Here is a 19,969-nt window from a genome sequence, read left to right on the forward strand (position 1 = left end):
CCCCGGGGAGCTTGCACCTAACTCGCTATCACGCTAGATGCAATCTTGCCTTCTGCCGCACTGAAAGCATCGGCACTCCCATCGCTGCACTATTTCGGGGCTCAATACCTTCACCTTTCGATTTCGGCCTGCTAGCTTGCTTGCCTACGCTTAAACGCAGTGGTTACCCCTTGCGCTCCAAGGCTAGCTATGGGTGGTTAGCTATTCCTTTCCCAGCGGGATTCGCACCCGCTATGTAGTGCGACCTTGCTCGGTCGCTCCAGTGCTTAGTGCTCAGTGCTCAGTAGCTTACGGCGTACGGCTTACAGCGTACAGCTGAAAGCCACTCGCTGGCAAATTGAAAGACCTCTCCTCTAACGCCTAAAGCCTATAAGCTGAGTGCTGACCGCCGAGAGCCGATAGCCCTCTCCCCGCAGTTCACGATTCATGATTCATGATTCACGATTGCTCACAGCTCACTGCTCACTGCTCAACCTCACCAACTCGCCCGTGAAGCGCTCTACCTCTGCCTGTAGTTCACCGGACTGCAGGAGAGCGTAGGCGGCGTTAAGGTCGGGGTACAGGACGCGGTCTTCTTTAAGCGTAGGTACGACTCGCCGTAGGCAGTCGTAGGCTAGGCTGCTCGCGGGAGATAACTCGCCACCTGCCTGTAAGTCTATCGCCTGGCAGGCGGCCAATAACTCGATGCCTAGCACGCGCATAGTGTTCTCGGCAATTTGGCGCACTTTGCGGCAAGCCACCCCACCCATGCTCACATGATCCTCCTGATTAGCGCTTGAAGGAATGGAGTCCACACTCGCAGGGTGACTTAGTACTTTGTTCTCAGATACTAATGCCGCCGCTGTGTACTGAGTAATCATTAGGCCCGAGTTAAGGCCGCCGTGCCGTGTCAGGAAGGCAGGGAGTCCCGAAAGCTGCGGGTTAACCAGGCGCTCTATCCTGCGCTCGGAGATGTTCGCGAGTTCGGCCACAGCCAGCGCGAGGTAATCCGCGGCCAGCGCCAGAAATTCGCCGTGGAAATTGCCGCCGGAAATAACTTCGCCGTCGGCCGGGAAAACCAGTGGATTATCGGTCGCGGAGTTGCACTCGATAAGGAGAGTGTTGGCCACGTGCGCGAGCGCGTGCCAACACGCCCCATGCACCTGCGGGATACACCTTAGCGCGTATGCATCCTGCACACGCACCTCTCCCGGTAGGGTGACAAGCGTGCTGCCAAGCAGCAACGTGCGCATCACCTCGGCCGCCTGCGCTTGTGTCGGGTGCGGGCGCACGGCACAGAGGCGCGCGTCAAAAGCGGCGGTAATGCCGCGCAAAGCCTGGTGACTAAGGCTCGCGGTAATAAAGCTGGCTTTAAGGGCCGTAAGGGCATCCAAAACGGCGAGGCTAAGATTCGCGGCCATGGCCTGTGTGCCGTTAATTAGGGCGAGGCCTTCTTTGGCTGCCAAAGCGATAGGAGTTATGTTACGAGTAGCAAGTGCTTCCCGGCCCGACATGACTTGGCCGTCAACTTCTGCTTCGCCCTCGCCAATCATCACGAGCACAACGTGCGCTAAAGGCGCGAGGTCCCCGCTTGCCCCTAATGACCCTTGGGCGGGCACAATGGGGTGAACACCCGCATTGAGCATGGCCAGCAGGCTCTCGACTGTACTCATGCGCACGCCGGAAAATCCTTTCGCCAGCGCATTCGCGCGCAGCAGCATCAGCGCACGCACCGTCTCGGTCGGCAGAGGCGGCCCGACTCCGCAAGCGTGGCTGACGATAAGGTTGCGCTGTAGGGCAGCCGTCTGCTCACGACTGATGGACACTTCGGCAAACTTACCGAAGCCGGTCGTAATCCCATAGACCGGGCGGCCCTCTTGTACGTACGCGTCGACTAAGCGCCGCGCGGCATCAATGCGCTCTGGCGTGCCGGGGCCAAGCGACACCGGCGCGCGCTCGCGGCTGACGGCCCTAATCTCGGCGAGCGTCAGGGAATCTCCGGAAATAGTTACCTTCATAGCTACACCCCAGTCAAATGTGCGTGTTCTGTTCCTCTGTCCTAGCTAATTATAGCGAGGCAAGAGCAGGGGGGCAACCGACGGGGGAGACTTTTCACCACAGAGGCGCAGAGAACACAGAGAAAGGACGAACTACCGTTCTCCCTCTGTGCCCTCAGTGACTCTGTGGTGCATAATCCAGTTCTTCGCGTTAGGCTTCAACTAACGGTGGCAAGGAGCCAGTCTTGAGCAGCATCTCAAACTCTTCACCCTTGAGCGTCTCGCGCTCTAGCAGGGCGTTGACTATTAGGTCTAGTTTATCGCGATTGTTTTTTAGAATTTCCTCCGCCCGGTGGTAGCAGCGGTCAACGATGCGCCGCACCTCGCGGTCGATGCTGTGCGCGACGGTTTCGCTAAAGTTGCGGTGACGCGAGATGTCGCGCCCTAGGAACACCTGCTCTTCTTTCTCGCCGTAAGTGACGGGGCCTAGCTCTTCGCTCATGCCGTATTCCATAATCATGCGCCGCACCATGCGGGTGGACTTGTCGAGGTCGTCTTGTGCCCCGGTGGAAATCTCGTTAAACACCAGCTGTTCGGCCACACGACCGGCCAAGGCATAGGTGACGTTGTCTAGTATCTCTGTCTTGGTCATAACGAAGCGGTCTTCCGTCGGCAAAGAGATGACGTAACCGCCGGCCATGCCGCGCGGGATGATGCTGACGAGGTGCACAGGGTCGGAGCCCGGCGTGAGGTAGCGGCTTAGCGCGTGGCCTGCCTCGTGGTAGGCAAAGACCTTCTTCTCGTGCTCGGAAATTACGCGGGACTTCTTCTTTGGCCCGGCAATCACGCGGTGAATGGCTTCTTCGAGGTCTCCCATGGCGATAGTGCGCCTGTCCTGACGGGCGGCTAACAACGCGCCTTCGTTGACAAGGTTCTCGAGGTCGGCGGCGGTAAACCCTGGCGTTAGTCCAGCTAGCACCGCGAGCCTTACCTCGGGGGCTAGGGGTTTGTTGCGCGTATGCACCTTGAGGATGGCTTCGCGTTCCCTGACGTCAGGGCGACCAACAGTCACCTGCCGGTCGAAACGGCCGGGACGCAGTAAGGCGGGGTCGAGGATGTCGGGCCGGTTAGTGGCCGCCATGATGATAACCCCTTCGTTGCCCTCAAAGCCGTCCATTTCTACGAGCAGTTGGTTAAGCGTCTGTTCGCGCTCGTCATGCCCGCCGCCAAGCCCGGCGCCGCGCTGCCTGCCTACCGCATCAATCTCGTCGATAAACACGATTGCCGGCGCGCTCTTTTTTGCCTGGTCAAACGTGTCGCGGACGCGGGAGGCGCCCACACCCACAAACATCTCTACAAACTCGGAGCCGGAAATACTGAAGAAGGGAACGCCGGCTTCTCCCGCTACGGCTCTGGCCAGCCATGTCTTACCGGTACCCGGAGGCCCGTATAACATTACGCCTTTAGGTATACGAGCCCCAATTTCGCTAAATTTCTTAGGGTTCTTAAGGAACTGGACGATTTCGTCGAGTTCTTCTTTTACTTCTTCATACCCCGCCACATCGGCGAAAGTAATGCGTCTGCGGGCTTCGCTGTGCAGTTTTGCGCGCGATTTGCCAAAGCTCATTACTTTGTTGCCGCCGGACTGCGACTGCTGCATAAAGAAGTACCAAATGCCGGCGAATGCAGCAAACATCAGCCCATAGGACAGCAGGGTTGTCCACCACGGTGGTTCCGCAGGTGGGCGATAGCTGTACTGCGTATTAGCGCGCAGCAATGGAATGAGCTCCTCATCGTCAGGCGGGACGATGGTGCGATACTTTGTCCCATCTCTGAGTTCCCCCGTGACGGTGCTCCCTACCTGGTCGGCCGTGCGCACCTCGCCTGTCTCGACCAAGGCAAAGAACTCGCCATAGGTAAGCTCGCGCGGCGCTGCGGTGCGCGCGGCGAAATATTGAATTAGTGATAACCCGATGAGTATCACCAACAGATACATGCTGGCGGTTCTAAGATTTCGATTCAAATGTAAGCTCATCCTTCCGGTCAAAATACGTTTTACGCTATTTACCTTGGATTGGTTCGTTTATTTCGCATACCATAACTCAGCATATCTTATCACAGTGAACTATATTCTGTAAAACTATATTGAGCCTGACCCCTCCTGGTGGATGCAGATATCCGGCAGGTGGCGATAGCGCTGGTCCCAGTCTAGCCCGTATCCGACGACAAACAGGTCGTCTATCGTGAAACCGACGTAATCTGGGCGTATATTGACGCGCCTGCGGCTAGGCTTGTCTAGCAGAGCACAGGTCTTTAGGCTCATTGGGCGACGGGACTTAAGGTTCTCAATCAAGTAAGTGAGGGTAAGCCCTGTGTCCACAATGTCTTCCACCACCAGCACGTGTCTCCCCTCTACCGATTCATCGAGGTCCTTTAGGAATCTCACGACGCCGGAGGTGGAGGTAGACGACCCATAGCTTGAAACGGCGATAAAGTCCAGCACGACATCCGTAGAGATATGGCGGCACAGGTCGGCGGCAAACAGCGCCGCGCCGCGCAGCACTACTACCAGCAATACTTCTTGCCCGTGGTAGTCGCGGCTTACGGCTTCGCCCATCTCCTGCACTTTGGCGGCAATGTCTTGGCGCGGGATAAGCACGCGCAAATCTAGTTGTTGCATGTATTCTTCCCCCCATGCAGGTACGTTAACTTAAATACGTACCCTAATCTAGTTTCCGGCACGCGAAATTCCTCGGCAATGCGGAGCCCAGGCACCCACACCACCCTGCCGTCGGCGACGACGACAGGGAGCCTATCCCGCCAGGGCAAGGGAATCTCGGCCTCACTCATGGACCGCTTGAGCTTCTTATGTCCTGACGCTCCTAAAGGTATGTACGTGTCGCCGGGCCGGCGGTTTCGCACCTTAAGCAAATGATTTAATCCGGCAACATAAGCCACCGGGGCAGAGGGCGGCGGGTAGCCTGCCGGCAGATGCTCCACCGGCTCCGCCGTAAGCGTGCTGCCGTCCGGCAAAGTCACCTCGCCGGGCAGGGTCAGCTCTAGCTCAAAAGGCGTGTCCGGCTCGCGCCGCTCGCGATAGAACACAAGGCAGTCGCGCGTGCGCAGTGCGGTAATATGGCCCGGCAAGTGGATTCTGCGCCCGGTCTGGCTGTTAAGCAGCCTCCGGCACGCTTCAATATGCACGGTCTCTAGGTCACCCTCCCCCTCGCGCTCCTTTGCGTATGCCCACGCGAGCAGACGCGCTCCGAGCGCGCGATGGCAAGCGAGCAGAACATCCGCCCGCAACCCCGTGCCATAGGGCAACGACCGATACGACTCCTGCCAAGGCGAAGCTGCCTGCAGAGAGATATAGTCGTCGGCCGCGCGGGCGTGGTCCCCCACCCTAAGCAGGGCTCCCGCTACGTCACTGTTTATCCCGCTAAGCAGCGGCAAAACCTCGTGGCGCACCAGATTGCGGCGGTACTTGGTATCTAAGTTTGTGTAATCCTCCCTATATCCTTGCCCACGCTCCGCCAAAAAAGCCAGAATATCCACTCTGTCGACAGAGAGCAGAGGGCGAATAAGCGTAAGGCCAAAAAGTCCGCGCTCAAGCGGCTTCATGCCGGCAAGTCCCTGCAGGCCGGTGCCCCGAATCAGGTTAAGGAGTATTGTTTCGACTTGGTCCCCCTGATGGTGGGCCAACGCAATTTTATTCTGTCCTTGTTCGCGACAGATTGCGGCAAAGAAGCGAAAGCGCTCCGCACGCGCCGCCTGCTGCAGGGATTCATGACTCTCTTTGCGTCGCGCGGCTACGTCAACTTTGCCTATCATTACCGGGATTGCCAAGCGGGCGCACAAATCAGCCACAAAGTGCGCATCTTCATCTGCCGCTTGCCCTCGCAACCCGTGATTAAGATGCGCAACGGTTAGCTTAACAGCCAAGGGCGCGGCAAGTTCGCAGAGGCACAGCAACAAGGCGACTGAGTCTGCCCCGCCGGAGACTCCGACGAGCAGGTGGTCGCCATGGCTGATGATACTCTGCTCCGCGACAAACTGCCTTACCGCCTGCGCTACGTCCGCACGTGCTTTAGTCCTTTCCATATAACCTACTATAACACTAACCACGGGGTAGTAAAAGCGCGGATGAGGCCGCACGCGGCCTCATCCGACCAGAGGTATACTGACTGTCTTATCTAGGACTCGCAAGACGACTACCGTCATATCGTCGGGAATACTGCCGCCAAGGTTGTTTTTGGCGCGGTTGAGAATATACTCCGCTAGGTCTTGCGCTTTTTCCAGCGCGGCCTGCCTGAGAATGCGGCAGAGCCATTCTTCTTTGTCAGCAATGCCTTGCTGCCCCTCCAGGACGCCGTCTGACACCAAGACATAGATATCGCCGCGTTGGAAGGTCAGTTTCCTAGTCTCAACCTCTATGTTCGCCAAGATTCCGGCCGGCAACGAGTCTGCCCGAATCACCTCGACGCGGTCGCCGCGGCGCAGGTACGATGAGCTGGCGCCAATCTTCACGACTTCCACGTTCCCGTTGTAAAGGTCTACTAACGCCATATCTAGCGTGGCAAACGTCTCCGCATGTGACCTAAGAGATAGAACGGAGTTTATGGTCTGCACGGTAACTTCTTTGTCAAAACCGGCGCGCAGCATCTGCTCTAGCAAATTAACGACTGTGCGACTCTCCTGATGCGCCAGAGGGCCGTTGCCCATGCCGTCACTGACCATAAGGGCTAGTTTCCCGCCGATAATTTCCGTAACGCGGTAGCTGTCGCCCGAAATTTTAGGCGAGGCCGCCAGCTGCGCGATTCCCGTCTCGGTCGCCAGCACATGCGCTGTAGACAAGTGAACGGAGCACTTTGTCTTGCGCTGCAATGAGGCGCACCTTCCCTCGCGCGACACCTGCCTACCCACCAGGCTCGTGACCAAGGGCACGAGGACGGCAGCGCAGTGATTCTCGCCGTTGCCGCAGGCATGCTTGGTAATAGATACTCCTATTCTGCCGTTTTGGCTCTTTACTACTTCTACCTGTGGGGAGTAGATGCCCTGTGCGGCCAGCTCACGGATGATTCGTTCCTCGATATCGCGCAGATATTCCACACTTAAGTTAAGGTCTCGCGAGAGAGCGGCCATAATCTTGGCGACGCCCTGCAGCTGTATGCCCACTAAGCGGCGCGTGTCAGAGGCTCGCCTTTCCCAGTACAACCCCTGCCGGCACAACTCCGCGAGCGAGTTGACGCACCTAATTAGCTCACGCGGCCTTTGACATCGTCGTCGCAAGTGTGGGGGAAGGTGCTCCATGCTAATCTGACCGTGCGCATCGGTAAACGCTAAGAGCCCAAGCATATCCTGATAAGTCTTGTAGAATTCTTTGTCCCAGCACATTTGTTTGCCTTGGCACTCTTCACACACGTCGCAAGCGAGGCGCTCCATGAGTTTGTGTGCGGCCTCGGTTTGGTCGGGGCTGCGGCTTGCGTGTGCCGGTTCGCTAAACGTCTCGGACAGCTCGGTAAACACGGCACAAAGGTCGCTTAGCCTCTGTCCGGCTAACTGCTGCAGACGGGCAGAATACGTGGGTGCCGGGTCTGTCTCCTCGCGGGCCGCGAGCGGCAACAGCCGGTAAATCTTAGAGCAGGTGCCGCGGGCTGTTAAAACAAGTAGTATTCCGGCTACTCCCACCCCAAGTAGCATGCGCCAGATGTAATCTCGTCCGCCCATACTTGCCGCGGTCACGGCAGTAGCAGCGAAAAAGCCGAGGATTACGCCTGCTTTGCGCCATTCTCGCAGCGCCCCTCCGGCTAGTCCGGCGAAGGTGTACGCACCGACGAAAGACAGCGATAACGGATGGCCGAAGTAAGCGACGAACGGCACGGCTCCGCCTGCGGCTGCACCCCACGTGGCACCGCCTGTGTAGGCCGCGAGTAGCACGACGTAGTTTAGTGCTACGCCCCTGAGAGACATCCCACCGACATACACTCCGCCGAGTCCCAAAGCCAGAATGCCGCCTGTAATGGCTAAAGACAACATTTCTTCCGTCCGCCAGCTGCGGGTAGAACTTGCCGTCCCTACAATCTTGACGGCGTGAAAGAAGACTAAGGCTAACACCGCGGTGAGGCCCGCTTCCAGCAGGGTCACTATGCCCTCAAACAGTGTGGGTGTCTGCCACAAAAACAAAGGGATTCTAACGACTATCACCGCCAGGCCGGCAAAGCCCGCACGCAAGACGCTGCTGCGTGCCGCGACCATGGATTTTTCACAGGCGATATAGGCGAGAATGGTAGCCATAAACATCACTGTGGCCATAAAGCCGCCTCGCCACAGCACACCAAGGGTAAGAAACCCTCCTGTCAGCCATTCGCTGCCCGGCAAGGCCAGGCGCACAGCCGCGAGGAAACTAAGCGCAAATGGCGACAACTCCCCATAAACCTCGGCACGCGCGAGAAAGAAGCCCAAGGCCCACAGCGGTGCCATACGGCTTAGTCCCGCCCGCCAGGACTTTGGCAGAACAAGCATGTTGTTTACTGCCGCTACAGATGCCCGCATCGCGTTAGCCTGCAAATCTACACCCCCCGCAATTGCTTGTTGTGGGAATAGTGTAGAGGTGCGGCGGCGCGTAATCTGTCGCTTTGAGGCCTAGTTTTAGACAAAAATGACGACAAATTTGGCATGCATCTGGTAGTGTCCGCAAAGTACCCCTACTAGAAGTTGTAGGTGTGGGAGGTGGGAGAGAAAAATGTGTCGGATGGCTTTTTTGACATAAGCGGAGCCAAACTGCGCTGCAGGATGCCGCTAAAATGTGCCAGTAACACCCCGTAGTTTACGATGGGAACCCCCGCTTCTCTTGCTACCTCTAGCCGAGACAGCATCTCGCGGCGGTTTAGCATACAGGCGCCGCAGTGGACGACTAGCCGATACGCGGCAATGTCAGCGGTAAAGTTCGGGCCCATAGCCCACGTAAAGCGCAGTTCGCCGCCGGCCTTGCGCTCAAGCAGCCGCGGGACTTTAACGCGGCCGATATCGTCCTCCTGACTATGGTGAGTACACCCCTCCACAATTAACACGCGGTCCTGTGGCTGCAAGCCGTCGATGGCGCGAACTCCTTGCACCAAGACTGGCAAATCTCCTTTGTAACGGGCCATCAGGAGAGAAAAAGAGGTTAGGGGGACATCGCCAGGCAAGATTTGCGCCACCAGAGAAAAGACCTGGCTGTCGGTAATAACCAGCTCCGGCGGTTCACTTAAGCGAGCTAGCGCTGCGGCTAGTTCTGTTTCGCGGCAGACCAGCGCTATTTGGCCGCCGTCTAGGATGTCGCGCAAAACTTGCACCTGCGGGAGAATCAGCCTGCCCTGAGGCGCGGCTTTATCTATTGGGGTGACAAGTACTACCGCACCTTGGCCGGTCAGCAAATCGCGCACTAACGGCACTTCCGCGACTGCGCTCTTGAGTGCTGCCGCAATGCGTTCCCTGAGCGCACGCACACCTTGCCCGCTTAGGGCATTGACCGCCATTACAGGCGCGGTGCTCCCGATTAGAGTCTCGCTGCTTGGTTCGGTGTGACAGTTTACGACCACTAAGACATGCGTGCCGCGTTTATTTAGGCGCGCCAGCATTTCTTGTTCGAGAGGATAGAGCGCGTGCGTTTCTACCACTAACAATACTAAGTCTGCTTTGCGTAGCGCACGTTCCGTGAGTTTAACCCGCTCTCTGCCGAGAGCTGTCTCGTCGTCTAGCCCCGCCGTGTCTACAAGCACGACCGGCCCGTAGGGCAACAACTCCATGGATTTACTCACCGGGTCGGTGGTAGTGCCGGGGTGTGCCGATACGAGTGCCACGCTCTGCTCGCACAGCGCGTTAATTAGTGTAGATTTGCCTACGTTGCAGCGACCCACAAGGACAACATGCGGCCTTACCGCCTGCGGCGCCTTGTTCATGCTTGCGCCCCCTTCCGCAGGAGCCGTAACGCAGTGCCCCGCCCTTGACCGATAACTCTCCCGACGCTCCCGATGCGCCGGCCTAGGCAACCGCGGCAGTGTTCGAGCGTGTCGTCGATGCAGCGCTTGTTCTTGTACAGCTCGTATTGCGCCCGGTAAGGTGCGGGCGTAGCGTTAGGCATGACGATGTTCGCACCGCGCATCCACCCCTTTTCTCTGCCGTCTTCTTCTAGGGTAGACAGCGCCGTCGTCACCGGGATATGCACGTCGCGCAGCACCAGGCGCGCTACAGCAATCATTTTGTAGGTCATTAGGGTACTTCCGGGGAGGGCAGCGGCCAAAGGCGTGGCAGGATGGGGAACAAACGGGCCTACGCCAAACATATCTACGTCAAGTTCCCGCGCGAGGGCAATGTCGGCCGCGAGGTCTGCGACAGTCTGCCCGGGCAGACCGACGAGACAGCCGGAGCCTACTTCGTAGCCAAGCTCGCGCAAGTCGTTTAACTGCCGCACGCGGTCGGCAAGCGCGGACTCCGGATGGAACGCTCCGTAGAGCGTCTCATTAGCCGTTTCATGGCGAATAAGAAAGCGGTCTGCTCCCGCCTGCTTGAAGGCGCTAAGCTCAGACTTAGGCCGATAGCCGATGCTTAACGTAATAGCCATATCGAAGGAGTGCTCTTTAGACTCCTTCTTTATGGCTTGCAGCAGCCGGACTAGCCGCTCCTCAGTAAAGAAAGGGTCCTCACCCGACTGCAAGACCACCGTGCCGATACCGAGGCGCCCTAACCTTGCAACCGCTGCGAGGATTTGCTCCTCGGTCAAGCGATAGCGTGGCAGCTCCTTATTGTCGCGGCGCAATCCGCAGTAAAGGCAGTTGCAGCGGCATACGTTCGAGAACTCAAGCAACCCGCGCAGCCAAATCTCCTCGCCAACTTCCCGGCGACGCACCGTGTCTGCGGCTTGCCAGAGCAGCTCCAGTTCACTGTCGGCGGCAAGAGCAAGTAGCTCCGCGATTTCGGCAACGCTAAGTTCCCCGCCCGCATTCTCGGCACGCTCGATTAGTGTACTAGACATAGACATCACTCTCCCCGGCTAGCGCCTGTTTGAGCTTCTCGCGCGCGGCATGACGCATAGCGCCGACGGGAATGTCACTTAGCCAGCGTTCCCATTGTGCCTCGGCAGCTTCCCGCGTCGACGGGGAGGCAAACTGCAGGACAAATTCGGCCAGCGTCAGGAGCGCATTGGTCTGGCACATGTCCTTGATCTGCCCGTGCTCCACCAGATGCATAAACGTTGCACCGCGGCGCTCTTTGCGGTAACACCCGGTACAAAAGCTAGGCACGTATCCCCGCCTGATAATGCCCTCCACTACTTCGTCAAGCGAGCGGTGGTCTACCCCTTCAAACTGACGGCTGTCGGTCTCTCTGCCGTACCCGCCCGGTGCGGTAGATGATGCCGCGCTCATCTGCGACACGCCTACGTCTAGCAGGAAGTCACGCATCAAGGGAGCTTCGCGCGTGGAGAGAATAATGCCTGTGTACGGCAGTGCGAGGCGCAACACGGCGACAACGCGCGCAAACTGCTGGTCGTTCAATAGGTAGGTATCCGGCAGATGCGTGTTTTTGGCCGGGCGTAGGCGCGGCACGGAGACGGTGTGCGGGCCTAGGCCGTATTTTGACTTAAGTTCGCCGGCATGCGCGATTAAGCTTTGTACCTCTTGCCGATAGTCGTAGAGGCCAAACAACACGCCTAGGCCATAGTCCTCGATGCCGCCCTGTATTGCCCTGTCCATAGCCGTAAGGTGATAATGATAGTCGGCCTTTGGGCCGCGTGGGTGCATACGCTCATACGTGGGCAGGTGATACGTTTCCTGAAAGAGCTGGTATGTGCCGATGCCGGCCGCCTTAAGCTCACGATAATCCTCCACGGTGGTGGCGGCAATGTTGACGTTAACACGCCTAATCTCGCGCCCCGGACAGCCAGCGCGGTAGATGGTGTGAATGGACTCTAGCACGTAGGCGAGGGGTGCGCCGGCTGGGTCTTCTCCCGCCTCAAGCAGTAAGCGTTTATGCCCCATGTTGATGAGGAACTCTGTTTGCTCGGCGATTTCTGCTTGGCTGAGTTTCTTGCGCGTCAACTGCGTGTTCTCTTGTCTAAACGAGCAGTACAAACAGCCGTTAGTACACAGGTTAGAGATGTAAAGCGGCGCAAACAGCACCACGCGCGCGCCGTATAGCCTTTGCTTGACGCGCTTAGCGCTGGCAAAGAGGCTGTCGTCAAAAGACGCGGGAAGAGCTAGCAATTCTGCCGCTTCCTCAGCAGAAAGCCCTGCGCAGGCCTCGGCTTTGGCTAGGATATCCGCGACGCGACCTTTATCTGGGTAGGGCTGCTCATTTATGCCTATATGCACGGTTGTCTGCATGGTTGTCTCCCCTTCCCCGGTTACAGAGTCATGGCGGCTTTTACTTTTACGCCTTCTATGTTGCCAAGCTTCCCCGTCAGTGCCCCGATTTCGTCTGTCGTAGCGTCGACAATCAGCGCGATTACCGATAGCTCCCTCTCGCGATATGGCACGCCCATGCGGCCGACAATAACCTCGCCGTGCTCGCTTAACACTGCGTTGACGCGCTTTGCCGCGTCGCTGCGGCGCAACACCACTATGCCAATCACGGCAATGCGATTCTCCGATGCGTTCATGTACTATTCCTCCTCTGCATAAAGCAAAAAACCTGCTCGCGAAAGCAGGCGTCAACCACGCATTGGTTTTCCCCTGCCCTCAGACTGCTCCTTGGACTTAGGCCTTTAGTTTTGCCCACAGCATCAGGTCGCCCCTTTGCTTCAGGCAACTATATTTTACACCGTGTTAAGTACTTTGTGAAGGGCTTATCATGACCACGCACCGAGTTCCCTCAGAACCCTTGAGTGGAGAACAAATGTTTGATAAAATGAGCTCAGCGATGCTTTGGTGGTGAGGAGGGATGCCTGTGGCGACGGGTGCAATCAGTTTAGTTAGGGAAGATGAACTTGTGTACCAAGAGCGTGCCTCTGGCACGCTCTCGTCTAAGCGCCATCAGTTCGCCTTAATTGACTTGTTTTGCGGGGCGGGAGGAATGACGCTCGGCTTCACGGCAGGTCTTGGCCATGCCTTTAGACCGGTATGGGCAAATGACTTTAATAAGCATTGTGTGGCGACCTACAACCGAAACTTCGGCGAACACTGCGTCTTGGGGGACATCAATGACATTCTGGCCGACAACCGACATGAAATACCTCAAGCAGATGTCGTTATTGGTGGGCCGCCTTGCCAAGGGTTCAGCCTATTGAATAAAAACCGGCATGGCGATCCCCGCAATGAGCTGTGGAGGCCATTTCTTGAGGTGGTCAAGAGGTGCGGCGCAAAGGTTTTTGTTATTGAGAATGTGCCGCAGCTACTGCAGTCCGACGAATATAGCCGCATTGTGGAGGCTGCAGGGCAGTTAGGCTTTAGCGTCGTGTCGGACAAGCTATGCGCTGCGGATTATGGGGTGCCGCAAACGCGTGTACGAGCGGTCATAATTGGAGCCAAGTTAGACCCATCTGGCCTTTTCCCTCCTAGGAAGACCCATTTTAACCCTGCCAAGCGATTACAGAGCGAGCTGGCGTTCTTGTGGCCGGATGCATACTTGCCAACGGCCCAACCTTGGCGGAACGTCAGACATGCCATAGGCGATTTGCCGGATCCCCAGGGGACTGACCTTAGAGGGGATGAACCACCCCTAGACCTGCATTTTGGGCGGACTCCAACACAAATTAGCATCCAGAGATATATGGCGATTCCGGAGGAGGGGATGAATCGCTTCGATTTGCTGCGAGTAGCCCCTGAGCTTACCCCCGACTGCTGGATAAGAAAGGAATCTGGTGGGACAGACCTCTTTGGCAGGCTGTGGTGGGACAGACCCGCATTCACCATTCGCACTGAGTTCTTTAAGCCGGAGAAAGGGCGCTATCTCCACCCCGTGCAGCATCGGCCAATTACACACCGGGAAGCTGCCCGTCTTCAGAGCTTCCCCGACTCCTTTCGTTTTTCCGGCACAAAGACAGAGATTGCAAAGCAGATTGGTAACGCCGTCCCACCCTTGTTGGCAGCTAGAATCGCCGACATAGTATATGTGCTTCTCACACAGGAGCACGCTTAACTGAATCCCAGCGTAAGGGAGCGTGGCCGCTTGAAGAGGGTATGTTCGGAGGGTTTGCGACGAGAACTGCAGCAGTTGATGAGCAACTATGAAGATGAGTTGCGTGGGGACGAGTTGAGGCCCAAAGTGCTTTGCCTTGTCCACGTTTTGGTTAAGTTGCGGGAGCTCGGCAGTTCACTGTCTATTTCGGAGTCCGACCCCGAGCAGAATAGTGCCCGACATAGGATTCTCTCCTATTTTAGAAAGTATCCGCTCACCGTTATTGACGGCGATGAGCTGCTAATCATTTCTGGCATACAGGAATATGCACGACGCGTGCGGGAGCTAAGAGTCCAGTTTGGCTGGTTGATAGTCAGCGGATTGACTTTAAAGGAAATGCTTTCGGAGAATGAGTTTATCATTAGAGACCTGATTGTTAAGGATGTCAGGCCAAATCAGTATGTTTTAATGTCGCAAGTCCAGGACACTGAGGCGGCATTCAGATGGCACGTCGCCAATGAAATTCGTAAAAGTACAGGCCCTGTCAGGAACAAGCTGTTGCGGTACTTGCAGCATAACGTAGGAATGCCTGTTTCCGGCGAAGAACTCCGATACGTCTCCGGTGATAAAACGGAGTGGGCGAGGCGTATTCGAGAACTGAGAACGGAGTTCGGTTGGTCGGTCATAACAAAGCACACGGGACGCCCCGACCTGCCTATAGGTACCTACCTTCTAGAGTCCCTGAGGCAAAGCCCTGAACATGACCGAGTTATCTCGGATTTTGTCAGGGGCAGAGTGTTGAGGAGAGACAACTACCAGTGTACTGCGTGTGGTTGGAATAAAGACCTCTGGGACAGGTCAGACCCGAGACACCTAGAACTGCACCACAACAGCCCCCATGCGAGCGGCGGAGAAAATACCGAGGAGAACTTGGTCACACTCTGTACGTTATGCCACGACCAAGTACACAGGAGTGGTGCGCCGTCAGGGAATCGCACTCCGGCGCTGAGCACTTTGTGAAGACGAGAACGATGATTCATCGGCCACTTGCATTTGTCTCCCCATCATTGATACACTGCATGTAAGAGATTAGTGGAGGTGCCTTATGCCGAGGAAGATTCTCAAGAACATTGAGACCTCTAAAGTGCTTAGCATGAAAGACCTAGTGAGTTACCAGGATGGGCAAATCATCAGCAAAACGCTTATCCAGAACCAAAACCTAAGCATCACGCTCTTTGCGTTTGACAAGGGCGAGGAAATTAGCACGCATGCGTCCGGTGGCGACGCTTTGGTGCTGGTACTCGACGGCGTTGTAGAAGTGACAATTGCCGACGAAAAGCATAGGCTATCGGCAGGCGAAGCCATTGTCATGCCCGCAGAAGTGCCGCACGCGGTGCTTGCCGCAGAGAAGATGAAGTTTATGCTGACGGTGGCATTCTAGCCTGCCGAGTGTAATTTTCCAGGCGATTGACAGGAAATCAAAGGCATGCGAGAATGACTTTAAGTCTATGAAGGAGGCCTGCTGTAATCCATGAGTGGTAGACGCGCTAGATAAGCACACAACGACAAGGCCTAATCCACAGCAGTGGGCTTTTTGTTGTGCTTATTTTGCGCATAGTCATGGATACACTTGGTCGGCCGCTTTAGGCTAAGCCCTAGTGTTGCATGCTTATCGTAGAGCAGATCAAGGCCCGCTTCGTGCGTGAGCCCTGGTCTGCTTTTTTTGCGCTGTTCTAAGAGCCATGAAGATTGCAGGAGGTTCATATGGAACTTTTGATAAAGGCTAGTGACATTTATGTGGAATACCACGGGCGTGACGTACTGACCATAGATGAGCTTGAGATTCATGCCTTTGACCGGATTGGACTGGTAGGCGGCAATGGTGCCGGCAAGAGCACGCTTCTAAAGGTGTTGCTTGGAAGCATTACCCCCTCTGGCTGCAGGATTAACCGCCTCGGCAGGTTCGCCTATATTCCGCAGCTAGAAGACGCATGCCTGAGCGATGTAGACACAAGTGCACTAATGAGTCGGCTAGGCGTTTTGGAGCTGCAGCATGATGGACTGAGCGGAGGTGAGGAAACTCGTCAGAAGATCGCACAGGCGCTATCCGAACAGGTACATGGGATTCTGGCGGATGAACCCACGTGTCATCTCGACAGGTCAGGCATTGAATTCCTCATAGGGCAGCTTAAGCGCTTCTCGGGTGCCCTTGTCGTCATCAGCCATGATCGCTATTTCTTGGATCAGGTAGTGGACAAGATTTGGGAGCTAAAGGACGGGAGAATCACCGAGTACTGGGGTGGATATTCTGACTACCTGCAACAGAAAGAAGAAGAGCGGCAGCGCAAGTCCATGCAGTATGAGCTACTAACGACAGAACGGGACAGGCTAACTCGTGCAGCTGAAGAGAAACAGAAGCAAGCCCGAAAGATTGAGCAGAAGGCAAAGAGCACTGAAAGCGCCGGACGCATGGGGCATGAGAAAAGTGCGGGCAGCAAGCAAAAGACTCTCCATAATGCGGCCAAAAACATTGAACATCGCATAGCGAGTCTTGGGAATATACGGGCGCCCGAAGCACTAAAGACCGTTCGCTTCCGGCAGAGCAAGGCCTTGGAATTGCACAACCCCTACCCTATAATTGCATCTGACTTAAACAAGCAACTTGGCGAAAGATTGCTCTTCAAAGATGTAACGTTTCAGATCCCCCTCGGCGCAAAGGTGGCCTTTATAGGCGACAATGGGGTGGGAAAAACAGTGCTATTCAGAATGATTCTAAACCGTGAGGCGGGCATCTCAGTATCGCCCAAAGCGCAAATCGGTTACTTTGAGCAGCAGGGGTACAAAGTGAACCAAGAGCAGGTCGTCATGGAGTTTATGCAAGAGGACTGCGAATACCAGCATTCAGAAATACGTTCCGTGCTGGCGGCTATGGGATTCTCTCAGCAAGACATCCATAAACCCCTAGCAGTATTGAGTGGGGGTGAAATTATTAAGCTGCACCTAGCTAAGATGCTGCTTGGGAAGTACAACATTCTCTTAATGGATGAGCCGAGCAACTTTTTGGACCTGCCCAGTATGGAGGCGCTAGAGACAATGATGAAGCGCTACTCCGGCACCATTCTCTTTGTTTCCCATGACAAGCGACTTATAGAGAACGTCGCAGATATGGTGTATGAGATAACGGATGGGAAGTTGGTGCGGAGGGAGGTCTGATTGCCACATGCTAGTATAATGTCCTTGTGATACTAATAGACTTCCCTTATAATTGGCATGACTGGAGGAGAGTGAGTTGGGGTCGCCTACCTCTGCTTTGCCACAGGGCACCCTTGGGCGTTTGGAGTGGGGCTTCTCTCAGTTGCGGCGACACTTTTGCCTCTTTGGTGGCTACCCACCAAGACGGGGAATGTCGGCATGACGACTCTGAACATGCGCGGGCAGTGGTCGCTGGTGACGAAGCCTATCGTCGTGATTGATTTGCTTATTTACTTGGCCGGTTGCCTGGTGCCGTTGGTTGTCTGGACGCTGTTTGTAGTTAATACCCTGCGCGGGACGTTTCTCTTAGTGGCACTAGTAGAGATTGGCGCTTCGATAGGTGTTATGGTCGCAGCTCGCTTCGTGTCGCAGGCAAATCGGGCCCGAGATGTGGTGCTTGGGCTGCTGCTAATGGGCGTTACCTCTATCGCTCTAATTACGCAGACAACACCCACCATCATGGTTTTGGCCTACGTCGTCAGCAGTATCGGCGCGACGCTCTGGGATCCACACCACACCGATATGCTGTACGCGTCAGTCCCGGCGGCTGAGGCACGGCGGTTTTTTGGCTCCCTGGGCTCCACCAAGAAGCTTGTATCACTGGCCTCCCTCCCTATCGCCACGGCTATCCTAGAGGTTGACGGCCGGATAAACTACGGACTATCTGCTGGCTTTACGATACTGGCTCTAATCCTTTATAGTAGTCTGCTGGCAAACCGACTTACAGACCAAGGGCTAGAAGACATATCGAAAGGGGCATGATCCCATGTTGTGGCTAGGAGTCGTCTCCTTTAGGAACAACTTCAAGAAACACCTCTTAGGCATGATAGCGTTGGCTATGGCGGTTGTTGTCAGTAGCCTTGGCCTGTCTGCCGTTAACCTGATGATATTCGCGCTCTTTTATCTCGCGCTACGTGAGCGATCCTACGAGCTTGGCGTTATGCGAGCCATCGGCCACAGCAAGGCGTTAATGATGGCTGTGCTTGCAGGCGAGGGGTTAGTTATGGCAGCCGCGGCAGCGGGGTTGGGATTGGCCGTAGTGTGGGCAGTGTGCGCCGTCGTACCCCACCTTGCCGACAGGTTTACCCTGGCACTATACCTGCTCGGTAACAGAGCCCCACATCTTTTCCCTGCAACGCCAACATCCTAGCACTTCGGTCTCCTCAACTACTGCCTGCCATACGGGACGCAGGAACTTGTCGATGATAGCCATGACATCTTCTAGCAAAGGTTCCTCCAATTTCATTCGGCGCAGATATTGCCGCCATCGCAGCTGAATGTCTTTGTTTTGCGCCAATGCAATCACCCGTGTGAAACTATCACTTTCATAGGATGTTGCGCGATTCTGCAGCGTTTCGAAAATCGCTTGCTGAAGGGCACGGCCATCAAAGTCGCAAATGTTCGCCAGATAATAAATGTCGTGCATATCCTTCATTCGGCTAGTCAGTTCTAGCCGCTGTAGTAAAGCATCAAACTTCTCGGCAACAGTGCTTTCCAGAGAATATGTCATGACAGCAGGCGGGACAAAAGATAAACAATCCGCCCTTTAACACAAGATTGTCTCTAAATCTCGATGCTGCCAGCCGACGCAGGAACTCCTCCTGACAGAATAGCTGTAGATACAGCTGCAGCGGTTTCCTGGTTTCTTTGGATTTATGCTTCAGCCTCTCGATAACCGATGCACCTACATCCATCAGAGCCATACCCCTATCCGATTCTTTACTTTTTTCAGGACCCTGCGTTTTGTGGCGTGCTCCAGGAGACGAGGCACATTCTTCCTTACATCTGCGACATACCCTTGGACAGCCTTGTTATACGATTCTCGATCCATCTTGTGTTCGTAATAGACGCACTCGCAGATAAGCCTATCCCTGTCGAAAATCTTTAGTGTGCAACCTTCGTATTCCGCCGTCGTTACACCAAAGTTGAGATACTCCGACTTCATGTAATAAGGATGCACAAAAGGGTAATCAAGCTTGAATCGTGATTTAGAGGTATCTCTGTCGAATGCGAGTTCCCACACCAAAGGAGTCCGATCGGAGTATCGGTAATAGAAGAGCGCCGTGTGCATACATAGAACACCGTCGGGAAACAGTTGCGCTATTTGCATCGCTTCTGACACTTCGGTTGCCGACTCGTACAGTCGGTAGTAGCTAGGCTTTATGCGTTCGATAATGCGTTCGGCAAGCAGCTTGCGGATTCCATAAGTGGTATATCCAAGCGCAGCCAGATCCGAGGTTCGAAAGACTCCGCCGGACTGCAGTGCGAGAATTTCTAGTTGCTCTTTATGGACCATGTCATTCACCAACTTTCCGCACGCACATATAGTGTGCGGCAAAATTACAAAGTTGATTATAGCGGCAATGCCAATAATAGTCAATAGTCGGAACTGCCGGTCACAAACGCCAAAAGGCTCTCCGGGCGAAACCCCAGAGAGCCTTGATTTTACATGGTGCGCCAACAGGGACTCGAACCCCGGACCCACTGATTAAGAGTCAGTTGCTCTACCAACTGAGCTATTGGCGCGGGAATGGTGGCGGCGACTGGATTCGAACCAGTGACCTGGCGGGTATGAACCGCATGCTCTGGCCAACTGAGCTACGCCGCCTAGCGACAAGAGCTATTTTAGTACAAAATGCGCGCCAAAG

Annotated in this window: 17 protein-coding genes and 2 tRNA genes; 6 read left to right on the plus strand and 13 right to left on the minus strand. The window is 55.6% G+C overall.

The window, feature by feature from the left end; all coding sequences use genetic code 11:
• Window positions 1–455 precede the first annotated feature (455 nt).
• From hutH to KGZ66_00450, 9 genes are all read right to left on the minus strand, one after another.
• Window positions 456–1,997 carry a histidine ammonia-lyase gene (hutH, locus tag KGZ66_00410; protein MBS3984059.1) on the minus strand — a complete coding sequence of 514 codons (1,542 nt, stop codon included), beginning with the start codon at window positions 1,995–1,997 and terminating at the stop codon, window positions 456–458.
• A gap of 190 nt (window positions 1,998–2,187) precedes the next feature.
• Window positions 2,188–4,011 carry an ATP-dependent zinc metalloprotease FtsH gene (gene ftsH, locus KGZ66_00415; protein ID MBS3984060.1) on the minus strand — a complete coding sequence of 608 codons (1,824 nt, stop codon included), beginning with the start codon at window positions 4,009–4,011 and terminating at the stop codon, window positions 2,188–2,190.
• 105 nt (window positions 4,012–4,116) lie between these two features.
• Window positions 4,117–4,656, minus strand: coding sequence for a hypoxanthine phosphoribosyltransferase (gene hpt, locus KGZ66_00420; GenBank protein ID MBS3984061.1), 540 nt, complete (start codon window positions 4,654–4,656; stop codon window positions 4,117–4,119).
• Complete coding sequence (gene tilS, locus KGZ66_00425; protein ID MBS3984062.1) at window positions 4,644–6,077, minus strand: tRNA lysidine(34) synthetase TilS; 1,434 nt, start codon at window positions 6,075–6,077, stop codon at window positions 4,644–4,646. Before tilS ends, hpt begins: the two co-directional genes overlap by 13 nt.
• Window positions 6,078–6,137: 60 nt before the next feature.
• Window positions 6,138–8,543, minus strand: coding sequence for a stage II sporulation protein E (spoIIE, locus tag KGZ66_00430; GenBank protein MBS3984063.1), 2,406 nt, complete (start codon window positions 8,541–8,543; stop codon window positions 6,138–6,140).
• A gap of 140 nt (window positions 8,544–8,683) precedes the next feature.
• Window positions 8,684–9,916, minus strand: a complete 1,233-nt coding sequence (gene hydF / locus KGZ66_00435) for a [FeFe] hydrogenase H-cluster maturation GTPase HydF (protein MBS3984064.1) — start codon at window positions 9,914–9,916, stop codon at window positions 8,684–8,686.
• Window positions 9,913–10,989: a [FeFe] hydrogenase H-cluster radical SAM maturase HydE gene (gene hydE, locus KGZ66_00440; protein MBS3984065.1), complete on the minus strand. Its 1,077-nt coding sequence runs from the start codon at window positions 10,987–10,989 to the stop codon at window positions 9,913–9,915. Before hydE ends, hydF begins: the two co-directional genes overlap by 4 nt.
• On the minus strand, window positions 10,982–12,337 hold the full coding sequence (gene hydG / locus KGZ66_00445; protein MBS3984066.1) for a [FeFe] hydrogenase H-cluster radical SAM maturase HydG: 1,356 nt from the start codon (window positions 12,335–12,337) through the stop codon (window positions 10,982–10,984). Before hydG ends, hydE begins: the two co-directional genes overlap by 8 nt.
• A gap of 20 nt (window positions 12,338–12,357) precedes the next feature.
• Entirely contained in the window at window positions 12,358–12,612 is a 255-nt protein-coding gene (locus tag KGZ66_00450) for an iron-only hydrogenase system regulator (protein MBS3984067.1), read from the minus strand.
• 287 nt (window positions 12,613–12,899) lie between these two features.
• On the opposite strand from KGZ66_00450, the gene KGZ66_00455 reads away from it, so the two are divergent.
• The 6 genes from KGZ66_00455 to KGZ66_00480 all read left to right on the plus strand — a co-directional run bounded on the left by KGZ66_00455 (window position 12,900) and on the right by KGZ66_00480 (window position 18,471).
• The gene (locus KGZ66_00455) at window positions 12,900–14,090 is read left to right on the plus strand and encodes a DNA cytosine methyltransferase (protein ID MBS3984068.1); all 1,191 of its coding nucleotides are present in this window, start codon (window positions 12,900–12,902) and stop codon (window positions 14,088–14,090) included.
• Window positions 14,091–14,144: 54 nt separating this feature from the next.
• Complete coding sequence (locus KGZ66_00460) at window positions 14,145–15,089, plus strand: HNH endonuclease (protein MBS3984069.1); 945 nt, start codon at window positions 14,145–14,147, stop codon at window positions 15,087–15,089.
• An 85-nt stretch (window positions 15,090–15,174) separates the two neighbouring features.
• Window positions 15,175–15,510, plus strand: coding sequence for a cupin domain-containing protein (locus KGZ66_00465; GenBank protein MBS3984070.1), 336 nt, complete (start codon window positions 15,175–15,177; stop codon window positions 15,508–15,510).
• A gap of 323 nt (window positions 15,511–15,833) precedes the next feature.
• Entirely contained in the window at window positions 15,834–17,282 is a 1,449-nt protein-coding gene (locus tag KGZ66_00470; GenBank protein MBS3984071.1) for an Msr family ABC-F type ribosomal protection protein, read from the plus strand.
• Between the two features lie 198 nt (window positions 17,283–17,480).
• A complete protein-coding gene (locus KGZ66_00475) occupies window positions 17,481–18,083 on the plus strand; it encodes a hypothetical protein (protein ID MBS3984072.1) in 603 nt (200 codons plus the stop codon).
• A gap of 4 nt (window positions 18,084–18,087) precedes the next feature.
• Window positions 18,088–18,471: an FtsX-like permease family protein gene (locus tag KGZ66_00480; GenBank protein ID MBS3984073.1), complete on the plus strand. Its 384-nt coding sequence runs from the start codon at window positions 18,088–18,090 to the stop codon at window positions 18,469–18,471.
• Here KGZ66_00480 and KGZ66_00485 read toward each other — a convergent pair.
• The 4 genes from KGZ66_00485 to KGZ66_00500 all read right to left on the minus strand — a co-directional run bounded on the left by KGZ66_00485 (window position 18,415) and on the right by KGZ66_00500 (window position 19,929).
• Window positions 18,415–18,831 (minus strand): nucleotidyl transferase AbiEii/AbiGii toxin family protein, encoded by a 417-nt coding sequence (locus KGZ66_00485; protein MBS3984074.1) that lies wholly within the window; start codon window positions 18,829–18,831, stop codon window positions 18,415–18,417. The genes KGZ66_00480 and KGZ66_00485 overlap by 57 nt on opposite strands.
• 183 nt (window positions 18,832–19,014) lie before the next feature.
• Window positions 19,015–19,626, minus strand: coding sequence for a type IV toxin-antitoxin system AbiEi family antitoxin domain-containing protein (locus KGZ66_00490; protein ID MBS3984075.1), 612 nt, complete (start codon window positions 19,624–19,626; stop codon window positions 19,015–19,017).
• 145 nt (window positions 19,627–19,771) lie between these two features.
• Window positions 19,772–19,847: transfer RNA gene (locus KGZ66_00495), tRNA-Lys, on the minus strand.
• A 5-nt stretch (window positions 19,848–19,852) separates the two neighbouring features.
• Window positions 19,853–19,929: transfer RNA gene (locus KGZ66_00500), tRNA-Met, on the minus strand.
• Window positions 19,930–19,969 lie beyond the last annotated feature (40 nt).

The sequence above is a fragment of the Selenomonadales bacterium genome (assembly GCA_018335585.1).
Classification (GTDB): domain Bacteria; phylum Bacillota; class UBA994; order UBA994; family UBA994; genus UBA994.